This window comes from Hydrogenophaga palleronii, assembly GCF_031457455.1.
Classification (GTDB): Bacteria; Pseudomonadota; Gammaproteobacteria; order Burkholderiales; family Burkholderiaceae_C; genus Hydrogenophaga; species Hydrogenophaga palleronii_A.
Genome location: NZ_JAVDWU010000002.1, coordinates 82,899 through 101,726 on the forward strand (window position 1 = coordinate 82,899; position 18,828 = coordinate 101,726).

Sequence of the window (18,828 nt, forward strand, 5' to 3'; positions counted from 1 at the left end):
GCTCCGGACAGATCTCAGTTTCCTGAGACGATGCCTTCGCGGCGTGGGTCAGCACCGCCCAGCCAGACCTTACGACCATTGACTTCGTCCCGTTGAATCGCCTGCAGCCCGCTCGGCATGGGGGCTTCACGCACTTCATGACCGCGTTGTTCCAGTGCTTGCACGGTGGCAGGCGGGAAGCGACCAGTTTCCAGCATCAGCGGGCCACCCAGCGTGCCGAAGTTGGGCAGGTCGATGGCGGCTTGGGGCGTGAGTCCCCACTGGTACATCCCGTGCAGGGTTTTGGCCGTGAAGTGGATGATGAAGGCCCCACCGGGGCTGCCGGCGCTGGCGAGCAGTTCGCCGGTGTGGCGGTCGAACACCAGGGTGGGTGACATGGACGAGCGGGGTCGCTTGCCGGGTTCCACCCGATTGGCCACGGGCCGGCCATCGGCGCTGCGTGGTGCGAAGCTGAAGTCGGTGAGCTGATTGTTGAGCAGGAAGCCGCCGGGGCGTGAGGGATCCGTGGTGACCATGAGGCGCGCGCCGAACGCCGCTTCGATGGTGGTGGTCATGGACAGCGCGTTGCCTTGGGCATCCACGATGCTGATGTGACTGGTGCCGTATTCGGGCTGCGCCGGCATGGGCGCCCAGGCGCTGGTGGCGCCGCCGGGTCGACCGTGGGTGACCGATGCGGCGGCCTTGTCGCCGATCAGTTTTGCTCGCTGGTCCAGGTAAGCGGGTGCCAGCAGGCTGAGCCATTGGCCGCCGGGTGCGGCCACAAAGTCCGGATCGGCCACGTATTGCGCGCGGTCTGCAAACGCCAGGCGCGAGGCTTCTGCATAGTGGTGCAACCAGTCGGCCGATGGCGCGCCACCTTCCAGACCCGCAGCGGCTGACGGCGTGCGCGACAGCAACCCAAGGATCTGGCCCACGGCGATGGCGCCGCTGCTCGGCGGCGGAAAGCCGCAGATGCGCAGGGCGCGCTCGGCAGCGGCGTGGTCGTGGCACAGGGCCTCACGCTGCCTGGGCTGGTAGCGCTGCAGGTCGCCCATGTTCATGTGGCCAGGCAGGCTGGCATGCTGCTGCACCTTTTCCACGATGGCCTGGGCCACCGCACCTTCGTGCAGCGCGGCCGGGCCTTTGGCTGCGATCTGGCGCAACACATGGGCGAGTTCCGGGTTGCGCAGCACATGGCCCACAGGGTGGGGCGTGCCGTCGGCCCGGTAGAAATAGGCCTTGGCCACCGAGTCGTTGCGCAGAGTCGCGTCGTCCTTCAACAGGCTGTGCAGCCGCTGGCTGACCGCGAAACCTTTGTCTGCCAGCGAGATGGCGGGTTCAAACAGACGGTCCCAGGGCAGGCGTCCGTGCGCCTTGTGTGCCATGGCCAACATGGCGACCGCACCTGGCACACCCACCGCACGCCCGCTGTTCACCGCCATGGCAAAAGGCAGTGGCTGACCCTGTTCGTTCAGGAAAAGGGCTTCGGTGGCCGCAGCCGGCGCGGTTTCGCGGCCATCAAAGGCCTGCACGCGCTGCCCGTCGTGGTGCAGCAAGAAGGCGCCGCCGCCGATACCGCTGGACTGCGGCTCCACCAGCGTCAGCACCATCTGCACGGCGATCGCCGCATCCACCGCGCTGCCACCTGACCGCAGGATGTTGGCTCCCGCCTCGGCCGCCAGCGGGTTGGCGGCCGCCACTGCCTGGCGCCGGTGCACCCAGCCGGGTTTGGCTGTGATCGCAGAGGCGCCTTCGGGTTGAGGTGGGTTTGCAGCCGGCGCGCCCGAACCGCTGCTGTCTGGCGAACCGGCACAAGCCAAAAGCAGCCCACAAAGCACCAGCGAGAGTGCAAAGCGGGGGGGCATGGGTGTTGAAAATTTCATGGAAAGCCTTTTTTGCGGAAATGAGTGGCGGGATGTCGGAAACAAGCTTGACGCAGATCAGCCCGACTGAAAGCAAGGGCGGCTACCTTGTAAACATTAGTTACATATTCGTGCCTGCGATCAAGGAAATCAGATGCCGTCTTTAATACCTGAAATGAACCCATCGACCATTGGTTTGACGCCAGGGGCCAGACTGGTCCGCACGTTGCCCCAGCTCATGCAAGCCATCGAACGGCGCCACCGCGCACCGGTTCTGAGTCTGGGTGCCGCCCTGCGATTGCTTGGGCTGCTGGACGAAAAGACCCTGCATGACCTGGCAGCGGAAGACCCTGATCTGCTTCGGTCCCGCTCGGTGGAGCTGGTGCACCGCTTGCTGCTCACAGAAGAGGACTGGCAACATGCATTGGCGATGGTGGCGGGCTTGGCGGAGGTTGACGCCCTCACTTTTGAGCTTGATGAAGAGGCCTTGGACATTCTGCCGCTGCGCATAGCTCAAGCCCATGGGGTGGTGCCGCTGGGCATGGCGAATGAGCAGTTTTTTGTTGCCTCATGGGCGCCCACCAGCGAATCGCTCTATCACGAACTCTGCTCGCTGACTGGTCATTCGGTGGGGCTCGTCTGGGCGAGTCGCGAGGCGATCGAGCGCCGGCTGGAACTGCTGGATCCCGGCCAACACGACGAGCATGGCCTGCAGGTTCTGCCGGCACTGGACCTGGGGCAACCGGGAACGGGCCCCCTGGAGACGGGATGGGTTCACAGCCATGCCGCGGTGCCACTGGCCGAGCTGGTGGCGCAGGCCATGGTGGAAGTGGGCAATGCGGCCGACGCTGAGCAACTGGCGTCGGCCACCGAATCCGCCGGGATGGTGCGCCTGGTCAATCAGTTGATCAGCGAGGCCCAACAGACGGGTGCCTCCGACATCCACATCGAGGCCAATCCGGGCGATGCCCGGACCGCGATCCGCATGCGGCGCGATGGCGACCTGGAGCACTATCTGTGGGTGCCCGCGCGGTTGCGGGGTCCGCTGGTCTCGCGCATCAAGATCATGGCCAGACTCGACATTGCCGAGCGCCGCCGACCGCAGGACGGAAAAATTGACTTTTCCGAGTTTGGTGGCAAGGCACTGGAGCTTCGTGTGGCCGTCATGCCCACCCATGATGGCCTCGAAGACGTGGTTCTGCGACTGCTCGAATCGGCCAAACCCTTGCCCCTATCGAAACTGGGCCTGCAGTCGCGCGACCAGGACCTCATCGCCAGCTTTTCGCAGCGCAGCTTTGGCCTGGTGCTCGCGGCCGGCCCCACCGGCTCGGGCAAGACCACCACCCTGCATTCCATGCTGGCGGAAGTCAACACCACCGAGCGCAAGATCTGGACGGCAGAAGACCCCATCGAGATCACGCAACCGGGGTTGCGCCAGGTGCAGGTGAACCCCAAGATCGGCCTGACTTTTGCCAATGCCATGCGCGGCTTTCTGCGCGCCGATCCGGACATCATCATGATCGGTGAGGTGCGCGATGCAGAGACCGCACACATCGCCATCGAGGCCTCATTGACCGGACATCTGGTCTTGTCCACGCTGCACACCAACAATGCATGCGAGAGCGTGGTGCGTTTGCTGGACCTGGGCATGGACCCCATGAACTTCGCCGACTCGCTGCTGGGCATCGTGGCGCAGCGCCTGGTGCGTGCCCTGTGCCCCCGCTGCGCGGAGGATCAACCAATGGATGACCTGGCTTGGGAGACACTGCTGGATGAGTATAGGGAGGGCAGCGCGCTGAGCCGGTCTGAGGCCGAGGCTCGCCTGCTCAAGGCCGCTGGCCTGAGCACCTGCAGTCACGTCCGAACCCGACATGCCGTGGGCTGTGAGCATTGCGGTGGCAAGGGCTACAAGGGTCGGATGGGCATTTACGAGATCCTGCAGAACAGCCGTGCCATCAAGTCATTGATCCAGAACCGTGCCCGCCCCTCGGACATTTTCGACACCGCCGTGGGTGAGGGCATGCGCAGTCTGCGACACGATGCGCTGGAGAAGGTCGTGCAAGGGCGCATCGACATGAAGCAGGCGCGAACGGCCTACCTGTGAATCTGCAAAGCATCTGGAAGGCCAAAGCGCTCGCAAGCTTCGCCTGACCCTCAGCGCCGTGACAGGTCTTCCAGCAGCATGCGCGCCGTCGCCATGTTGGTCGCGCACGGCACGTTATGCACGTCGCAGGCCCTCACCAGCGCATTGATGTCGGGCTCGTGGGGCTGCGCGGTCATGGGATCGCGGAGAAAGATCAGGGTGTCGACCTCACCCATCGACAGCCGCGCACCGATCTGCAAATCGCCGCCCAGCGGACCGCTGAGCAGTCGTTCGACCGTCAGACCAGCCTCATCCTGCAGACGCCCGCCCGTGGTGCCAGTGGCCATGAGGGTGTGCTGCCGCAGCAGCGGCGCGAACTCGATGGCCAGGGCCACCATGTCGTCCTTTTTCTGATTATGGGCAACAAGGGCGATTCTCATGGTCATCTTTTGGCCCTCACGCTCCACCGCTGCGCGGGTCGCTGCCCCCCGAGGGGCTGAACCCGCCTTGGGGCGGCCCGGCGGCAGGTTCGTCGGCGCTTCGCATCATGACGTTTTTTCCATTTGTTTGGCGATGGTCTTGCCCAGTTCGACTCCCCACTGGTCGTATGCGTTGATGCGCCAGATCGCAGCCTGCACGAAGACCTTGTGTTCGTACAAGGCAACGAGGGCACCCAGGCGCTGGGGATCGAGCCGATCCAGCCAGAGGATGCTGCTGGGGATGTTGCCCTCGAAGCTGCGGTGGCCGGCCATGGCCGTGGCCTGCGCCTCACTCATGCCGCTCTTGAGCAGCAACTGACGCGTGTCCTCCAGGCTGCGGCCTTCGGCCATGGCCTGGGCCTGGGCACGAAGGTTGAGGTTGACCACGCCGTGGTGCGTGGCGGCCAGGGGCAGCGGCGTGTCTTCGCTCTGTACGCCAATGAAATCCACCGGCACGCTGTGACGACCTTGGTGGATCAGCTGGAAATAAGCGTGCTGCCCATCAATGCCGAGCCCGCCCCAGACGATGGGGCCGGTGTCGATGCCGGTGGCACTGCCATCGATGTGCGTGCGCTTGCCATTGGACTCCATGTCCATCTGCTGCACGAACGGTGTGAAGCGCACCAGCCGCGATGCGTATGGCACGATGAGCTGCGTCGGCATCTGCAAGAAGTTGCGGTTCCAGATGCCGTGCAGGGCCATTTGCACCGGCAGGTTTTGGGCCAGCGGGGCGGTGCAGAAATGTTCGTCCATTTCACGGGCGCCGGCCAGAAAGGCGCGGAAGTTCTGCGGGCCAATGGCGATGGCCAAGGGCAGGCCGAGTGCTGACCACACCGAGTAGCGCCCCCCCACCCAGTCCCAGAACAGGAAAGTGCGCTCAGCGGGGTAGCCGAGCTTGGCCGACTGCGCCGGGCTGGCCGTGATGGCGACCAGGTGCTTGCCCAACTGGTCGGTCGGGCAGCCGCTGTCGGTGAGCCAGCGTTGCGCGCTGGCGGCGTTGGTGAGGGTTTCTTGTGTGGTGAAGGTCTTGCTCGACACCACGAGCAAGGTGCGCCGGGCATCAAGCCCGCGCAGCACGCTCCAAAGCGCCCAGGCGTCGGGATTGGAGACGTAGTGCACGCGGATGCCTGGGACGGCAGGGTCTGCGAGGTGCGCCAGCGCGTCAGACGCCATGCGCGGACCCAGGTCGGAGCCGCCGATGCCGATGTTGACCACATCGGTGATGGCGTCGCCGGCATAGCCAGTCACCGTGCCTGCGGCCAGTGCTTCGGCGAAGTCGCACACGCGGGCCAGCTCGCGCTGCACATCGGCCTGCACGTCGGTGCCCCAGGGGCCGGTGTGCATCGGGTCACCACGCAGGGCCACGTGCAGCACTGGGCGGTCTTCGGTGAGGTTGATGGCGTCGCCCCGGAACATTGCGTCGCGCTGCGCGCCCACGCTGGCCTGTTCGGCCAGATCGAGCAGAGCCGTTTCAATGATGGGTGACACCCGTTGCCGGCTGGCATCCAGCGTGATGCCGGCGGCCGTGTGGGTCATGCGCTGGGTGCGCAAGCTGCCTTCGCTCAGCACCTCGAGCAGATGTTGTTGCGGGGCCTTTGCCAGGGTGGCCAGTTGGGACCAGGCGGGAAGGTTCAGCGGCGAGGTGTGCAGATCGGTCATGGGGAATGTTTGGCTAGTGTTCGTCTTGTCGAAGGACAGGCGCGGCAGATGGGATCACCGGCCTGGGTAGCGACCCGAAGCGGATTGTCCCTGTTTGGTCGCGCCAAGCCGTCACAAATCGTTGGCCAGGGCGGTGGCTTCTCGCGCCAGACGCGTGATGAGTGCCCAGTCGCCACGGGCAAGCGCGTCGGCCGGGGTGAGCCAACTTCCGCCGGCCATGGCCACGTTGGGCAGCTTCAGGAAGTCCTTCAGGTTGTCCGGACTCACGCCGCCGGTGGGGCAGAACTGCACGTCGGGAAGGGGTGCGCCCAGCGCCTTGAGCATGCCCAGGCCGCCGGCCTGTTGAGCAGGGAACAGCTTCATGAGGCCGAAGCCTTGTTCGCGCCGGTGCATCACTTCGCCGGGGGTCATCACGCCGGGGATGAAGGGCAGGTTGGCGGCTTTGACGGCATCGACCAGCGCATCGGTGCAGCCGGGTGAGAGGGCGAAAGTGGCGCCGGCGTCGATCACCTGCTGCACCTCGGCCACCCGGGTCACGGTGCCTGCCCCCGTGTGCATCTGCGGCACGGCTTTGGCGACCGCTTCAATGGCCGCGAGCGCGGCGTCGGAGCGCAAGGTGATTTCCATCACGTCAACGCCGCCTTCGAGCAGGGCGTGGGCCAGGGGCACCGCGTGGGCCGGGTCGGTCAAAACGATGACGGGCACGACACGGGAGGTGAAGGCGGGGCGGGTGAAGCAGGTGGTGGTCATAGAGGTATCCATTTCAGTTTTCCACGGCGCTACGCGCCACCTCGACGCATGAAACAGCGCCATTCAGGGGCACCGCCGGGCCGGCTTTGCCGGACGGCCAGTGCCGCCCCCTTGAGAGGGGGTGACGCGAAGCGGCGCGGGGGTGTTTCATATCTCAAGGGCGGTCACCAAACAAAGGAGATGCGCCGGATTCGGCGGTGCTCGCATGTGCACGGAACAGACCAAACAGCTCTCGGCCGGTGCCGTGGGCGTTGTGGCTGAGATCAGGGTGGGTCACGCTGCGCGCAGCCAAAGTGGCGGCGTCCACCTCCAGCTCGAGCACGCCCCGTTCGCAGTCGAGCGTGATCCAGTCGCCGTCCTGCACCTTGGCGATCGGGCCATCGGCCAGCGCCTCCGGGCTGAGGTGGATGGCGGCAGGCACTTTCCCAGAGGCGCCCGACATGCGCCCATCGGTGACCAGGGCCACCTTGAAGCCTTTGTCTTGCAGCACGGCCAGTGGTGGAGTGAGTTTGTGCAGTTCGGGCATGCCGTTGGCGCGCGGGCCCTGGTAACGCACCACGGCGATCAGGTCTTTTTCAAGCTGTCCGCTGTTGAACAGGGCCAGCAGGTCCTGCTGGTCGCTCACCACCACGGCCTGGGCGCGCACCAGACGGTGCTCGGGCTTCACGGCCGAGACCTTCACCACGCTGCGGCCGAGGTTGCCCTTGAGGAGGCGCAGGCCGCCGTCGGCACTGAAGGGGTCCGCCACGGGGCGCAGGACACTCGTGTCGCCGCTCTTCGCAGGCACCGGGCGCCAGGCCAGGCGTTCGCCGTCGAGCCAGGGTTCCTGGGTGTAGGCCTGCAGGCCGGCGCCCATCACGGTCATCACATTGCCATGCAGCAGGCCATTGGCCAGCAGTTCCTGCATGAGAAAACCCATGCCGCCGGCGGCATGGAAGTGGTTCACGTCGGCGCTGCCATTGGGGTAGACGCGCGCCAGCAAGGGCACCACGCTGGAGAGTTCGGCGAAGTCGTCCCAGTCGATGAGCACGCCGGCCGCGCGCGCCATGGCCACCAGGTGCAGGGTGTGGTTGGTGGAGCCACCGGTGGCCAGCAGCCCGATGACGCCATTGACGATGGTGTGGACGCTCAGGATGTCGGCCAGGCAGACGGCGTTGGCGTCTGGTGAGCCTGCGTGGCGCCCGGTGTTGGCCACGGCGCGCTGCATGGCGGCCTGGGTGAGGGCGTCGCGCAAAGGTGTACCGGGATTCACGAAGGAGGCACCGGGCAGGTGCAGGCCCATGATTTCCATCAGCATCTGGTTGCTGTTGGCGGTGCCATAGAAGGTGCAGGTGCCGGGGCTGTGGTAGGCCTGGGCTTCGGATTCGAGCAAGGCGTCGCGGCCCACCAGACCCTGGGCGTATTGCTGGCGCACCTTGGCCTTGGCGTCGTTGGACAGGCCGCTGGTCATGGGGCCGGCGGGCACAAACGCCGCGCTCAGGTGGCCGAACTGCGCCGCACCCATGAACAGGCCGGGCACGATCTTGTCGCAGATGCCGAGGAAGAGCGCCGCGTCGAACACGTTGTGCGACAGCGCCACCGCCGTGGACAGCGCGATCACGTCGCGCGAGAACAGCGAAAGCTCCATGCCCGCTGCGCCTTGCGTGACGCCGTCGCACATGGCGGGCACGCCGCCGGCCACCTGGGCCGTCACCCCCAGCGCGTGGGCGTGCTGGCGCAGTTGTTCGGGGTAGTGCTCGTAGGGTTGGTGGGCCGAGAGCATGTCGTTGTAGGCGGTGACGATGCCCACGTGCGGTACGCGCTCGGCGTGGATCTTGAGTTTGTCGTTGGCGGGCAGGGCGGCGGTGGTGTGCGCCATGTTGGCGCAGCCCATGCCGCTGCGCTGGGTACCCGTCTTGCGCTGGGCTTCGACGCTGGCCAGGTAGGTAGCGCGATTGCTGGCGCTGCGTTCTTCGATGCGGCGCGTCACGCGTTCGATGACGGGGTTCAATGGTGGGATTTTCACGGGGCTTTTCCTCAGTTCATCCAGACGCTCAGCGGCGTCTGGGTCTGGTTGATCACCAGCGAGATGGGAAGTGCCGCGTCCGCCTTTTGGGCGGCTTGGCGGTAGACGGCGAGTTTTTTCTCGCCGGCAATGGAGAGCAGCAGTTCACGCGCTGCCAGCAAGCTGGGCAGGGTGAGCGTGAGGCGTGCGTGCGGTGCGGTCAGGGGTGTCACCCAGGCCAGCCGTTCGGTGGATTGCAGCGCGTGCGTGTAACCCGATGCGCCGGGAAACAGCGAGGCGGTGTGGGCGTCTTCGCCCATGCCCAGCACCGCCACGTCCAGCGGCCAGGGCAGGTGGGCGATGCGCTTGTTCGCATCGGCGGCGAGGGCGTCGAGCACTTGTTCGGTCAATGCCGCTGGAAGTTCGCGGAAGAAGGGGACAAAGCGGGCTGCCGCAGCCGCTCCCTGCAGCAGGTGGCGGGCGACGAGTGCGGTGTTGCTGTCGGCGTGGTCGCGCGGGACGATGCGCTCGTCTACCAGCATCACGCAGACCTTGGACCAGTTCAGGTCTTGTTCGCGCAAGGCTTCGAAAATGGGGATGGGCGACTTGCCGCCAGAGACTGCAAGGCTGGCCTGACCGCGTTCGGCGATGGCTGTGCGCAGAGCTTCGGCAATGTGTGCAGCAATGGCTTGGGGTGTTGCGCTGGGGTGTTCGCGCAGTAGAGGTGCAGGCATGTCAGAGGTCCATTCCAGAAACGCCGCGGAACTGGCTTTGCCAGGCCGCAGGTGTTGCCCCCTCGAGGGGGTGACGCGAAGCGGCGCGGGGGTGGGTCACGATTCCTCCACCCAAGCAGAGCCTTCTCTCGCCATCAAGGCCGACGAAGCGGCCGGCCCCCAGGTGCCCGCTGTGTAGGCCTTGGGCTTTTCATGGAGCTGTTTCCAGCCGTCCAGGATCGGTTCGACCCAGGTCCAGGCGGCTTCGAGTTCGTCGCGCCGCATAAAGTGCGTGAGCCGCCCCTTGATCACGTCCATCAACAGGCGCTCGTAGGCTTCGGCGCGTCGCTCTGAAAACGCCAGTTCCAGGTCCAGGTTCAGGTTCACCGGGCGCAGGCGCATGCCGCTGCCGGGTTCCTTGGCCATCATCTGCAATTGCACATGCTCTTCGGGCTGCAGGCGGATCATGAGCCGGTTGACCGGCTGGCGCGGCGCATCGGGGAAGATGGTGTAGGGCAGGTCGGCGAACTCGATGACGATTTCGCTGCGGCGCTCGGCCATGCGTTTGCCGGTGCGCAGGAAGATGGGCACGTTGGCCCAGCGCCAGTTGTTGATGTGGGCCCGCAGGGCCACAAAGGTTTCGGTGGTGCTGCCGGAGGGAACGTTTTCTTCCTGCAGGTAGCCAATGGCCTTGTCGCCGTTGGAAGCACCCGCGCTGTACTGGCCGCGCACCGTGTCGCGCGCCACATCGGCCACGGTCATGGGGCGCAGCGAGCGCAGCACCTTCAGTTTTTCGTCACGTACAGCGTCCGGGTCGAGCGACACGGGCGGTTCCATGGCCACGATGCACAGCAGTTGCAGCAGGTGGTTCTGCACCATGTCGCGCAGTGCACCGGTGCCGTCGTAAAAGCCTGCGCGGCTGCCCACGCCCACCGATTCGGCCACCGTGATCTGCACGCTCTTGATGTACGGGCTGCGCCACAGCGGCTCGAAGATGGTGTTGCCAAAGCGCAGCACCATGAGGTTTTGCACCGTCTCCTTGCCCAGGTAGTGGTCGATGCGGAAGATCTGCGATTCCTGGAAATGGCGGCCCACCTGGTCGTTGATCTCGCGGGCGGAGGCCAGGTCGTGACCGAGCGGCTTTTCCAGCACCACACGCGAACGGGCGTCGATCAGAGAGGCGCCCGCCAGATGCTCGCAGATGGCCGTGAACAGGCTGGGGGCGGTTGCCAGGTAATACACACGGTCGGAGCCAGCTTGCAAGGCTTCGCCCAGTGCCGTGAAGTCGGCGGCCTGGGTGGCGTCCAGGCTGACGTAATTCAGCCTGTCCAGAAAGCCTTGCCAAGCGGCCTCCGTGCGGGCCTTGGCATCAATGAAACCGGGTACCTTGTCTTCGATGAAGGCCAGAAAGTCGGCGCGGTCCCAGGGCTGGCGGCCCAGTGCGTGGATGCGGGTCTGCGCCGGCAGGTTGTTGTGCAGGTGCGCCATGAACAGCGCCGGCAGCAGCTTGCGCACTGAGAGGTCACCCGCTCCGCCGAAGATCACCAGGTCGAGTGGGGAAGTGGAGGGCGCTGGAGCGGTGTAGGGCGTCATGTCTCTGTCTAATTAAGTTACTTGAAAACGATGAGTTTAATGTAATCAAGTTACATCACGGTTTCTTTCTTCTTTTTCGGTTCTGTACAGGTCTCAAGGAGCCAGAGCACAAGCCGCCGCCGTCCCCTCAGAGCGTGTTCACCACTTGGCCAACGGTGGCCAGCCGGTGCTTCACCTGGGCCAGGCTGGGCGGCACGCAGCCGGTTGCTTGTACGCAGAGGCTGGCACTGGCAATCGCATGCCCCAGTATGTGCACCAGATCGGTGGCGTCAAGTTCAAGCGCAGCGGCGTCGGGTGTGTTCTGCGCACGGGCGCGTTCCAGGAGCGCCGTCAACATGCCCGCCAGGAAGCAGTCGCCTGCGCCCACGGTGTCAGCCACTTTGACATTTTCTGACTCCACGGCGTGCCAGCCGCTGCCGTCGCGCTGCAGCAGCACCGCACCCTTGGCGCCCAGCGTGAGCGCCAGCCAGCGGGCCCGGGTCTGTTTCAGCAACTGTCGCGCGGCCTCAATCGGATCGCTCTGCGTGAAACCCAGGGTCTGCAGGTCGTCGTCGCTGACCTTGACGATGTGCGCTTCGCGCAGTGCCGCGAGCACGCTGTCCTGGTAGGGCGCCATGTCGGGCACGATGGCCGGCCGCAGGTTGGCATCCACCACCACCAGCCGGCCCTCGGAACGCTGCGTTTGCAGCCACGGAAGGTATTTGGGCGTGTCGTCGGCCACCAGGGCCAGGCAGCCCGTGGCCACCACCGACAGCGTGGGCTGTGCGCGGCACTGGGCGTTCATCTCGGACGCGCTCACGTGCCGGTCGGCCACGCCTTCGCGGTAGAAGCTGTAGCTGGCTTTGCCGTGAGCATCCAGCCCCACCACCGCCAATGATGTCGGTTCCATCACAGGGTGCGGGTGAGCCGGCTGCACCTGGGCTTCATGCAGGCCCTCGGCCAGCATCTGCCCGAAGCGGTCGCCAGACAGGGGATTGAGATAGAGCACGCCCACGCCCTGAAGCCCGAGCGCGCGAGTCAGGTTGTAGACCGCACCGCCGGCGCACGGGCGCAGCCGGCCATCGGCTTCTTCGATCATGTCGATCAGGGCTTCGCCAGCGGTGGCGACCTGGATGGGTGGGGTTGAACTAGGGAAAACCATAAGTAAATCCAATTGATTTATTAACCTGAACCGAAATATAGTGGAGGCACTCGGCGGCGCACCAGCGTGAAAACCCCAAGAGTCTGGCTGCCGGGATGTGAATTTGCCGCTTTTTTATCCACCCAAGATCCGGAGACATCCATGAAAAAATCCGTCCGTGCCGTTGCACACGCCTTCGCCTTGTCCACGCTTGCTCTGGCCTCCAGCATGGCGTTTGCCAGTGAACCGGTCATTGGCCTGATCACCAAGACCGAATCCAACCCCTTCTTCGTGAAGATGAAAGAGGGAGCCAGCGCCGAAGCCAAAAAACTCGGCGCCAAGCTGTTGTCCGCCGCCGGCAAGACCGATGGCGACAACGCGGGCCAGGTCACCGCCATGGAAAACATGATCGCGGCTGGCGCCAAGACCATCCTCATCACCCCCAGCGACGCCAAGGCCATCATTCCCGCCATCAAACGCGCCCAGCAACAAGGCGTGATGGTGATCGCGCTGGACAGCCCCACCGACCCTGCCTCCGCCGTGGACGGTCTGTTCGCCACCGACAACTACAAGGCCGGTGAGCTGATCGGCCAGTACGCCAAGGCCGCACTGGGCGACAAGAAGCCTGTGATCGCCACGCTCGACCTGTTCCCAGGCCACCCGGTGGGCGCGCAGCGCCACAACGGTTTCCTGAAAGGGTTTGGCCTGACCGCCCCTGACGCCAAGAGCAACAACCTGGGCGGTGCCGCTGCGGGCGTGGCCTGCATGGCCGACAGTTTTGGTGACGCAGCCAAGGGTCAGACCGGCATGGAAAATTGCCTGCAGAAGAACCCGAACATCAACCTCGTCTACACCATCAACGAACCAGCCGCCGCCGGCGCCTACAAGGCGCTCAAGGCCGCGGGCAAGGAGAAGGACGTGGTCATCGTGTCGGTGGACGGTGGCTGTGCCGGCGTCAAGGACGTGGGCGCTGGCGTGATCGCTGCGACTTCACAGCAGTATCCCTTGAAGATGGCGGCCATGGGTGTGGCGGCGGGCGTGGAATACGCCAAGACCGGCAAGAAGGTCAGTGGCTACACCGACACCGGTGTGACTCTGATTGCCGGCAAGCCGGTGGCTGGGGTGGACAGCAAGGACGTGAAGACCGGCATGGACTTGTGCTGGGGGAATAAGTAACTCCCCCCTGCGCCGCTGACGCGGCTTCCCCCCTCTCTGGCGCGCCTTCGGCGCTTGGAGGGGGGACGGCAACTTGGGCCGGCGGAGCCGGACCCTCGGTGCCCCTGGATGGGGGCATCTCGCTCTTCTGGATCGCGCTCCGGCGCGGTGAATGAATCGCCTATTGGAGAACTCCATTGAAAACCCTTGCCTCCAAGCTTCCGCCCATGGGCACGCTGGGGCCGTTCATCGCCCTGATCGTCGCCTGTGGGTTCTTCGCTACCCAAAGCGATCGCTTTCTCACGCTGCAGAACTTCTCGCTGATCCTGCAGCAGGTGATGGTGGTGGGTACGATTGCCATTGGCCAGACGCTGATCATCCTGACCGCCGGCATTGATTTGTCGTGCGGCATGATCATGGCGCTGGGCAGCATCGTGATGACCAAGATGGCGGCCGACTTCGGGCTTTCTGCGCCGGTGGCCATATCGCTGGGCATTGGTGTGACGGCCTTGTTTGGTCTGGCCAACGGCTTGCTGGTCACCAAGGCCAAGTTGCCGCCCTTCATCGTCACACTGGGCACGCTCAACATCGCGTTTGCCATCACGCAGCTGTATTCGGGTTCGCAGACCATCACCGAAGTGTCTGAAGGCATGACCTGGCTGGGCAACTCGTTCCGCATCGGCCAGACCAACGTGCTCTATGGCGTGGTGCTGATGCTGGCGCTGTACCTCATCACCTGGTTGTTCCTGCGCGAGACCGCGCCGGGACGGCACATCTACGCGGTGGGCAACAGCCCTGAAGCCTCGCGTCTCACGGGCATTTCCACCGACAAGGTGCTGCTCGGTGTGTACATGCTGGCCGGGGTGTTTTACGGCATTGCTTCGCTGCTGTCGGTGGCGCGCATTGGTGCGGGCGACCCCAATGCGGGTCAGACCGAAAACCTGGACGCGATCACCGCCGTGGTGCTGGGTGGCACCAGCTTGTTCGGTGGGCGCGGCATCATTCTGGGCACTCTGGTGGGCGCGCTCATCGTGGGTGTGTTTCGCAACGGGCTCACGCTCATGGGCGTGTCGTCGGTTTATCAGATTCTGGTCACCGGCATTCTGGTGATCCTGGCGGTGGCCACCGACCAGATGTCGCGCAAGGGAAACCGATGATGGCATCTCTCACACACCCCAAACTTCCTGCGTTGGAGAACTGACATGAGCCCAGAACCCTCTTCTGCACCACTCGTGATCCAGGCCAAAGGGCTGGTCAAGCGCTATGGCCAGGTCACCGCGTTGGATGGCGCCGACTTCGAGTTGCGCGCGGGCGAGATCCTGGCCGTGATTGGCGACAACGGTGCCGGTAAATCCTCGCTCATCAAATGCCTGGCCGGTGCCACCATTCCTGATGAAGGCGAGATCTTCCTGGACGGCAAGGCCGCCAAGTTCCGCAGCCCGATCGATGCGCGCCGGGCCGGCATTGAAACCGTCTACCAGGACCTGGCGGTGGCACCTGCGATGACGATCGCCGAGAACCTGTTCCTGGGCCGAGAGATCCGCCGCCCGGGCTTCATGGGGCGTGTGCTGCAGATGATCGACAAGAAAAAAATGCTGGACGAGAGCATCGCGCGCATGAACGATCTCAAGGTCGGCATTCGCTCCATGACGCAGGCGGTGGAAACCCTCTCTGGCGGACAGCGCCAGTGCGTGGCCGTGGCCCGTGCGGCGGCGTTTGCACAGCATGTGGTGATCATGGACGAGCCCACCGCCGCCTTGGGCGTGAAGGAGGGCAACATGGTGCTCGAACTCATCCGCCGCGTGCGCGACAAGGGCCTGCCCGTGATCCTGATTTCGCACAACATGCCGCACGTGTTCGAGATCGCCGACCGCATCCACATCGCGCGCCTGGGCAAGCGGGCCGCCGTGGTCGACCCCAAACACATCAGCATGAGCGACACCGTGGCGGTGATGACGGGGGCGAAGTCGGTCGACGACTTGCCGCCTCAAGCCCTTGCACACTGAAAGACCCAGATGCTCAAAGGCATTGACCCTCTGCTCACGCCCGACCTGCTCAAGTTGCTGGCCGAGATGGGGCATGACGACGCGTTGGTGATGGCCGATGCCAACTTCACGGCCATGAGCCTGGGGGCGGGCAAGCCGGTGTTGCGTCTGCCGGGCATTGGCATGGCGCGCGCGGTGCAGGCTGTGGTCAGTGTGCTGCCGTTGGCCGCTGACGTGCCCCAGCCGGTGGCTTACATGCAGGTGGGGGGCACGGAGGCGCCATACCGCTCGGCGTTGCAGCGCGAGACGCTGGCCGTGCTGGCCAGCGGAGGTCTGCCGGAGGAGGGTGCAGAAGCGGTGGAGCGCTATGCCTTCTATGAACGTGTGAAGAAGGCCTACGCCATTGTCGTCACCGGCGAAAGCCAACCCTGGGGCAATTTCATTCTGCGCAAGGGTGTCATTGGTGAGACCCTGCGGGCCTGACGCAGGCCTTGACCGTGTCAAACTCGGTGCCTGTGCCTCACTCACACGCTCCAGATGATTTGGATGGACCCGCCGCTGACGCTGCGGCCTCGGCAAGACTGCGCCCGAGGGGCTCCAACCAGGTGGGCATGCGCCAGTTCAATGAGCGTGTGGTGTTGCAGGCGCTCAGGGTGCATGGCAGTTGCCCCAAGGCCGAATTGGCACGGCTGACCGGCCTGACCGCGCAAACCATCGGCCTGATCACCGCGCGTCTTGACGAAGACCAGTTGCTCACCCGTGAAGCGCCAGTGCGCGGCAAGGTGGGGCAGCCCTCGGTGCCCATAGGGCTCAACCCTGACGGCGCTTTTGCCATCGGCATCAAGATCGGGCGCCGCAGCGCCGACTGGTTGTTGGTGGATTTCACCGGCAAGGTGCGCGACCGGCTGGTGCTCGACTACCCGTTTCCCGACAGCGAAACGCTGCTTCCCATCATCGAAGCTAATATGAACCGGCTGCTTCGAAGTCTGGGCGGACTGCGCTCGCGCGTGGTGGGCGTGGGCGTGGCCGCCCCGTTCCAGCTGGGGGGATGGCACCGCATGCTGGGGCTCACCGAAGCGCAGTCCCAGGCATGGAACCAGATCGACCTGGGCGCGCAGGTGCAGGCCATGACCGACCTGCCGGTGAGCTTCGCCAAGGACACCGCCGCCGCCTGCGTGGCCGAACTGCTGCAAGGCCGCGGTCGCGATATCCGCAGTTTTCTGTACCTGTTCATGGACACTTTTGTCGGGGGCGGCCTGGTGCTGCATTCCCACCTGCACCGTGGCGCACAGGGCAACGCCGGTGCGGTGGCGTCGCTGCCGCTGCGAGTGTCCACCGGGGGCGAGCCGCCGCCCCAGCTGGTGAGCCAGGCTTCCCTGTGGGATCTGGAGCAGCGCTTCCGGGCGCACGCGCTCGATCCCATGGCCGCCTACGACGACCGTGCCCTGCAGGAGCCATGGGTGCCCTACACGCGCGAATGGATCGACCGCGCCGCGCTAGCGCTGGCGCATTGCATCGTCTCCGGCACCGCGTTCCTGGACCTGGATGCAGTGGTGGTGGACGGTTCCATTGCCGCGCCGTTGCTGCAACACCTGCTCCAGCAGATCACCGAGGCACTCAAGGCCTACAACTGGGAAGGCTTGCAGCAGATGCCGCGGGTGGAGCTGGGCAGCATCGGCTCGGACGCGCGCGCGCTCGGTGGCGCCTTGCTGCCGCTGCACGCGTGCTTCGCGCCAGACCGGGATGTTTTCCTGAAGGTCTGACAGACGGTGGCGACCCCTGAGAGGGTGACGCGAAGCGGCGCGGGGGTGTGTCCCTTCAAGCCTGCAGGAACAGGCCACCCCAGGGTTCGAACACAATCGCGGCACCCTCGATGCGCGCGCCCTTCAGGCCGCTGCCTTCAAGCAAGCGGGCGCTTGACCAGTCTGCCGGCAGCACCAGCGTGGCGGGCGCATCGCTGAAGTTGAAGGCGCAGAGCAGGTGCTGGTCGCGCGCGGTGCGCACAAAAGCCAACACTTGTTCATCCATGGGCAGCAGGTCCATGTCGCCCTGCCACAGCGCGGGCTGATCGCGGCGCCAGTGGAGCAATTGTGTGAAGTAGCTGAGCAGCGAACTGGCGTTGCCTTGCTGGCGGTCCACCGCAAGGGGACGATGCTCCGGTGGCACCGGCAGCCAGCAACGGGGTGCCGTGGAGAAGCCGGCGTGTGGCGCCTCGGTGGCCCAGGGCATGGGGGTTCTGCAGCCGTCGCGGCCCTTGAGCTCGGGCCACATGCTGATGCCGTAAGGGTCCTGCAGATCCTCAAACGCGATGCTGGCTTCTGGCAGGCCCAGCTCTTCGCCCTGGTACAGGCAAATGGTGCCGCGCAGGCTCATCTGGAAGGCAGCGGCCAGGCGCAGCAGGCGCGGGTCGGGGTGCTCGCCACCCCAGCGCGTGCTCACCCGTGCCACGTCGTGGTTGGACAGTGCCCAGCAGGGCCAGCCGTCGCCCGCCACGCGCTGGAACTGATCGATCACGTCGTGCAGGAAGGGGGCGCTGTGCAAGGCGCCGAGCAGGGTGAAGCAGTACGCCATGTGCAGCTTGTCGCTGCCGCCGGTGTAGTCGGCCATCATGGTCAGCCCGGCCTCGTCGCCGATCTCGCCGACCATGGTGGTGTCGTCGTATTGGTCCACCAGCTTGCGCAGGCGCCGCAGGAAGCCCAGTGCCTCAGGCTGGCTCTTGTCGTACCGGTGGTGCTGCCACGAATAGGGATTGGACGAGGGGGCCGAAGGGTCTTCGACCAGCGGCACGCCGCGCCCCGGGTTGTCGCGCAGGGCCGCGTCGTGGAAGCAGAAGTTGATGGCGTCGAGGCGATAGCCGTCCACGCCGAGCTCCAGCCAGAACTTCACGGTGGCAAGCAGCGCGTCCTGCACCTCGGGGTTGTGGAAGTTCAGATCGGGCTGGCTGCTGAGGAAGTTGTGCAGGTAGTACTGGCGCCGGCGCGTGTCCCACTGCCAGGCGCTGCCGCCGAAGATGGACAGCCAGTTGTTGGGCGGCGTGCCGTCGTGCCTGGCATCGGCCCAGACGAACCAGTCGGCCTTGGGGTTGTCGCGGCTGGCGCGGCTCTCGACAAACCAGGGGTGCTGGTCAGAGCAGTGCGACAGCACCTGGTCGATCATCACCTTCAGGCCCAGGGCGTGGGCGCGGGCCAACAGGGTTTTGAAGTCGCCCAGGGTACCGAACATCGGATCCACGTCGCAGTAGTCGCTGACGTCGTAGCCGAAGTCCTTCATGGGGCTCTTGAAGAAGGGAGAGATCCAGATGGCGTCGACTCCCAGCGCCGCGATGTGATCGAGACGCTGGGTGATGCCGGCCAGATCGCCAATGCCGTCGCCGTTGCTGTCCTGGAAGCTGCGTGGGTAGACCTGATAGATCACGCCACCGCGCCACCACGGCTGGTTCCGGGAATCATTTTGTGAGTTCATGGAT

The 18,828-nt window shown here is 65.2% G+C and carries 15 protein-coding genes; 6 read left to right on the forward strand and 9 right to left on the reverse strand.

Annotation, left to right across the window (positions count from 1 at the left end):
* Nucleotides 1-14: 14 nt before the first annotated feature.
* A complete protein-coding gene (locus tag J2W49_RS04990; RefSeq protein ID WP_310312419.1) occupies nt 15-1,844 on the reverse strand; it encodes a gamma-glutamyltransferase family protein in 1,830 nt (609 codons plus the stop codon).
* A gap of 172 nt (nt 1,845-2,016) precedes the next feature.
* Here J2W49_RS04990 and J2W49_RS04995 point away from each other — a divergent pair, with 172 nt between their 5' ends.
* Nucleotides 2,017-3,945 carry a GspE/PulE family protein gene (locus J2W49_RS04995; RefSeq protein WP_310312420.1) on the forward strand — a complete coding sequence of 643 codons (1,929 nt, stop codon included), beginning with the start codon at nt 2,017-2,019 and terminating at the stop codon, nt 3,943-3,945.
* 50 nt (nt 3,946-3,995) lie between these two features.
* On the opposite strand, the gene J2W49_RS05000 is transcribed toward J2W49_RS04995, so the two are convergent.
* The 7 genes from J2W49_RS05000 to J2W49_RS05030 form a co-directional block, all read right to left on the reverse strand.
* Nucleotides 3,996-4,370 carry a methylglyoxal synthase gene (locus J2W49_RS05000; protein WP_310312422.1) on the reverse strand — a complete coding sequence of 125 codons (375 nt, stop codon included), beginning with the start codon at nt 4,368-4,370 and terminating at the stop codon, nt 3,996-3,998.
* A 99-nt stretch (nt 4,371-4,469) separates the two neighbouring features.
* A complete protein-coding gene (gene pgi, locus J2W49_RS05005; RefSeq protein ID WP_310312424.1) occupies nt 4,470-6,062 on the reverse strand; it encodes a glucose-6-phosphate isomerase in 1,593 nt (530 codons plus the stop codon).
* Between the two features lie 111 nt (nt 6,063-6,173).
* Nucleotides 6,174-6,824: a bifunctional 4-hydroxy-2-oxoglutarate aldolase/2-dehydro-3-deoxy-phosphogluconate aldolase gene (eda, locus tag J2W49_RS05010; protein WP_310312426.1), complete on the reverse strand. Its 651-nt coding sequence runs from the start codon at nt 6,822-6,824 to the stop codon at nt 6,174-6,176.
* A 142-nt stretch (nt 6,825-6,966) separates the two neighbouring features.
* A complete protein-coding gene (gene edd, locus J2W49_RS05015) occupies nt 6,967-8,817 on the reverse strand; it encodes a phosphogluconate dehydratase (protein WP_310312428.1) in 1,851 nt (616 codons plus the stop codon).
* 11 nt (nt 8,818-8,828) lie between these two features.
* Complete coding sequence (pgl, locus tag J2W49_RS05020; RefSeq protein WP_310312430.1) at nt 8,829-9,530, reverse strand: 6-phosphogluconolactonase; 702 nt, start codon at nt 9,528-9,530, stop codon at nt 8,829-8,831.
* Nucleotides 9,531-9,626: 96 nt separating this feature from the next.
* Nucleotides 9,627-11,102: a glucose-6-phosphate dehydrogenase gene (gene zwf, locus J2W49_RS05025; protein ID WP_310312432.1), complete on the reverse strand. Its 1,476-nt coding sequence runs from the start codon at nt 11,100-11,102 to the stop codon at nt 9,627-9,629.
* A gap of 127 nt (nt 11,103-11,229) precedes the next feature.
* Nucleotides 11,230-12,243: a PfkB family carbohydrate kinase gene (locus J2W49_RS05030; protein WP_310312435.1), complete on the reverse strand. Its 1,014-nt coding sequence runs from the start codon at nt 12,241-12,243 to the stop codon at nt 11,230-11,232.
* A 141-nt stretch (nt 12,244-12,384) separates the two neighbouring features.
* Here J2W49_RS05030 and J2W49_RS05035 point away from each other — a divergent pair, with 141 nt between their 5' ends.
* From J2W49_RS05035 to J2W49_RS05055, 5 genes are all read left to right on the forward strand, one after another.
* Complete coding sequence (locus tag J2W49_RS05035; RefSeq protein WP_310312438.1) at nt 12,385-13,398, forward strand: sugar ABC transporter substrate-binding protein; 1,014 nt, start codon at nt 12,385-12,387, stop codon at nt 13,396-13,398.
* Between the two features lie 206 nt (nt 13,399-13,604).
* A complete protein-coding gene (locus J2W49_RS05040; RefSeq protein ID WP_405000996.1) occupies nt 13,605-14,534 on the forward strand; it encodes an ABC transporter permease in 930 nt (309 codons plus the stop codon).
* A gap of 45 nt (nt 14,535-14,579) precedes the next feature.
* The gene (locus J2W49_RS05045) at nt 14,580-15,383 is read left to right on the forward strand and encodes an ATP-binding cassette domain-containing protein (RefSeq protein ID WP_310312443.1); all 804 of its coding nucleotides are present in this window, start codon (nt 14,580-14,582) and stop codon (nt 15,381-15,383) included.
* A gap of 9 nt (nt 15,384-15,392) precedes the next feature.
* Entirely contained in the window at nt 15,393-15,845 is a 453-nt protein-coding gene (locus tag J2W49_RS05050; protein WP_310312445.1) for an RbsD/FucU family protein, read from the forward strand.
* Between the two features lie 128 nt (nt 15,846-15,973).
* The gene (locus J2W49_RS05055; RefSeq protein WP_310312447.1) at nt 15,974-17,125 is read left to right on the forward strand and encodes an ROK family protein; all 1,152 of its coding nucleotides are present in this window, start codon (nt 15,974-15,976) and stop codon (nt 17,123-17,125) included.
* A gap of 55 nt (nt 17,126-17,180) precedes the next feature.
* Here the strand turns inward: J2W49_RS05055 and J2W49_RS05060 are convergent, their stop codons facing one another.
* Nucleotides 17,181-18,824 carry an alpha-glucosidase family protein gene (locus J2W49_RS05060; RefSeq protein ID WP_310312450.1) on the reverse strand — a complete coding sequence of 548 codons (1,644 nt, stop codon included), beginning with the start codon at nt 18,822-18,824 and terminating at the stop codon, nt 17,181-17,183.
* Between the last annotated feature and the right edge of the window lie 4 nt (nt 18,825-18,828).

Excerpts from the sequence above, each read along its gene's own strand:
- J2W49_RS04990 (WP_310312419.1), bottom strand. The coding sequence starts at position 1,844 with ATGCCCCCCCGCTTTGCACTCTCGCTGGTGCTTTGTGGGCTGCTTTTG.
- J2W49_RS04995 (WP_310312420.1), top strand. The coding sequence starts at position 2,017 with ATGAACCCATCGACCATTGGTTTGACGCCAGGGGCCAGACTGGTCCGC.
- J2W49_RS05000 (WP_310312422.1), bottom strand. The coding sequence starts at position 4,370 with ATGACCATGAGAATCGCCCTTGTTGCCCATAATCAGAAAAAGGACGAC.
- pgi (WP_310312424.1), bottom strand. The coding sequence starts at position 6,062 with ATGACCGATCTGCACACCTCGCCGCTGAACCTTCCCGCCTGGTCCCAA.
- eda (WP_310312426.1), bottom strand. The coding sequence starts at position 6,824 with ATGGATACCTCTATGACCACCACCTGCTTCACCCGCCCCGCCTTCACC.
- pgl (WP_310312430.1), bottom strand. The coding sequence starts at position 9,530 with ATGCCTGCACCTCTACTGCGCGAACACCCCAGCGCAACACCCCAAGCC.
- zwf (WP_310312432.1), bottom strand. The coding sequence starts at position 11,102 with ATGACGCCCTACACCGCTCCAGCGCCCTCCACTTCCCCACTCGACCTG.
- J2W49_RS05030 (WP_310312435.1), bottom strand. The coding sequence starts at position 12,243 with ATGGTTTTCCCTAGTTCAACCCCACCCATCCAGGTCGCCACCGCTGGC.
- J2W49_RS05035 (WP_310312438.1), top strand. The coding sequence starts at position 12,385 with ATGAAAAAATCCGTCCGTGCCGTTGCACACGCCTTCGCCTTGTCCACG.
- J2W49_RS05040 (WP_405000996.1), top strand. The coding sequence starts at position 13,605 with ATGGGCACGCTGGGGCCGTTCATCGCCCTGATCGTCGCCTGTGGGTTC.
- J2W49_RS05045 (WP_310312443.1), top strand. The coding sequence starts at position 14,580 with ATGAGCCCAGAACCCTCTTCTGCACCACTCGTGATCCAGGCCAAAGGG.
- J2W49_RS05050 (WP_310312445.1), top strand. The coding sequence starts at position 15,393 with ATGCTCAAAGGCATTGACCCTCTGCTCACGCCCGACCTGCTCAAGTTG.
- J2W49_RS05055 (WP_310312447.1), top strand. The coding sequence starts at position 15,974 with ATGCGCCAGTTCAATGAGCGTGTGGTGTTGCAGGCGCTCAGGGTGCAT.
- J2W49_RS05060 (WP_310312450.1), bottom strand. The coding sequence starts at position 18,824 with ATGAACTCACAAAATGATTCCCGGAACCAGCCGTGGTGGCGCGGTGGC.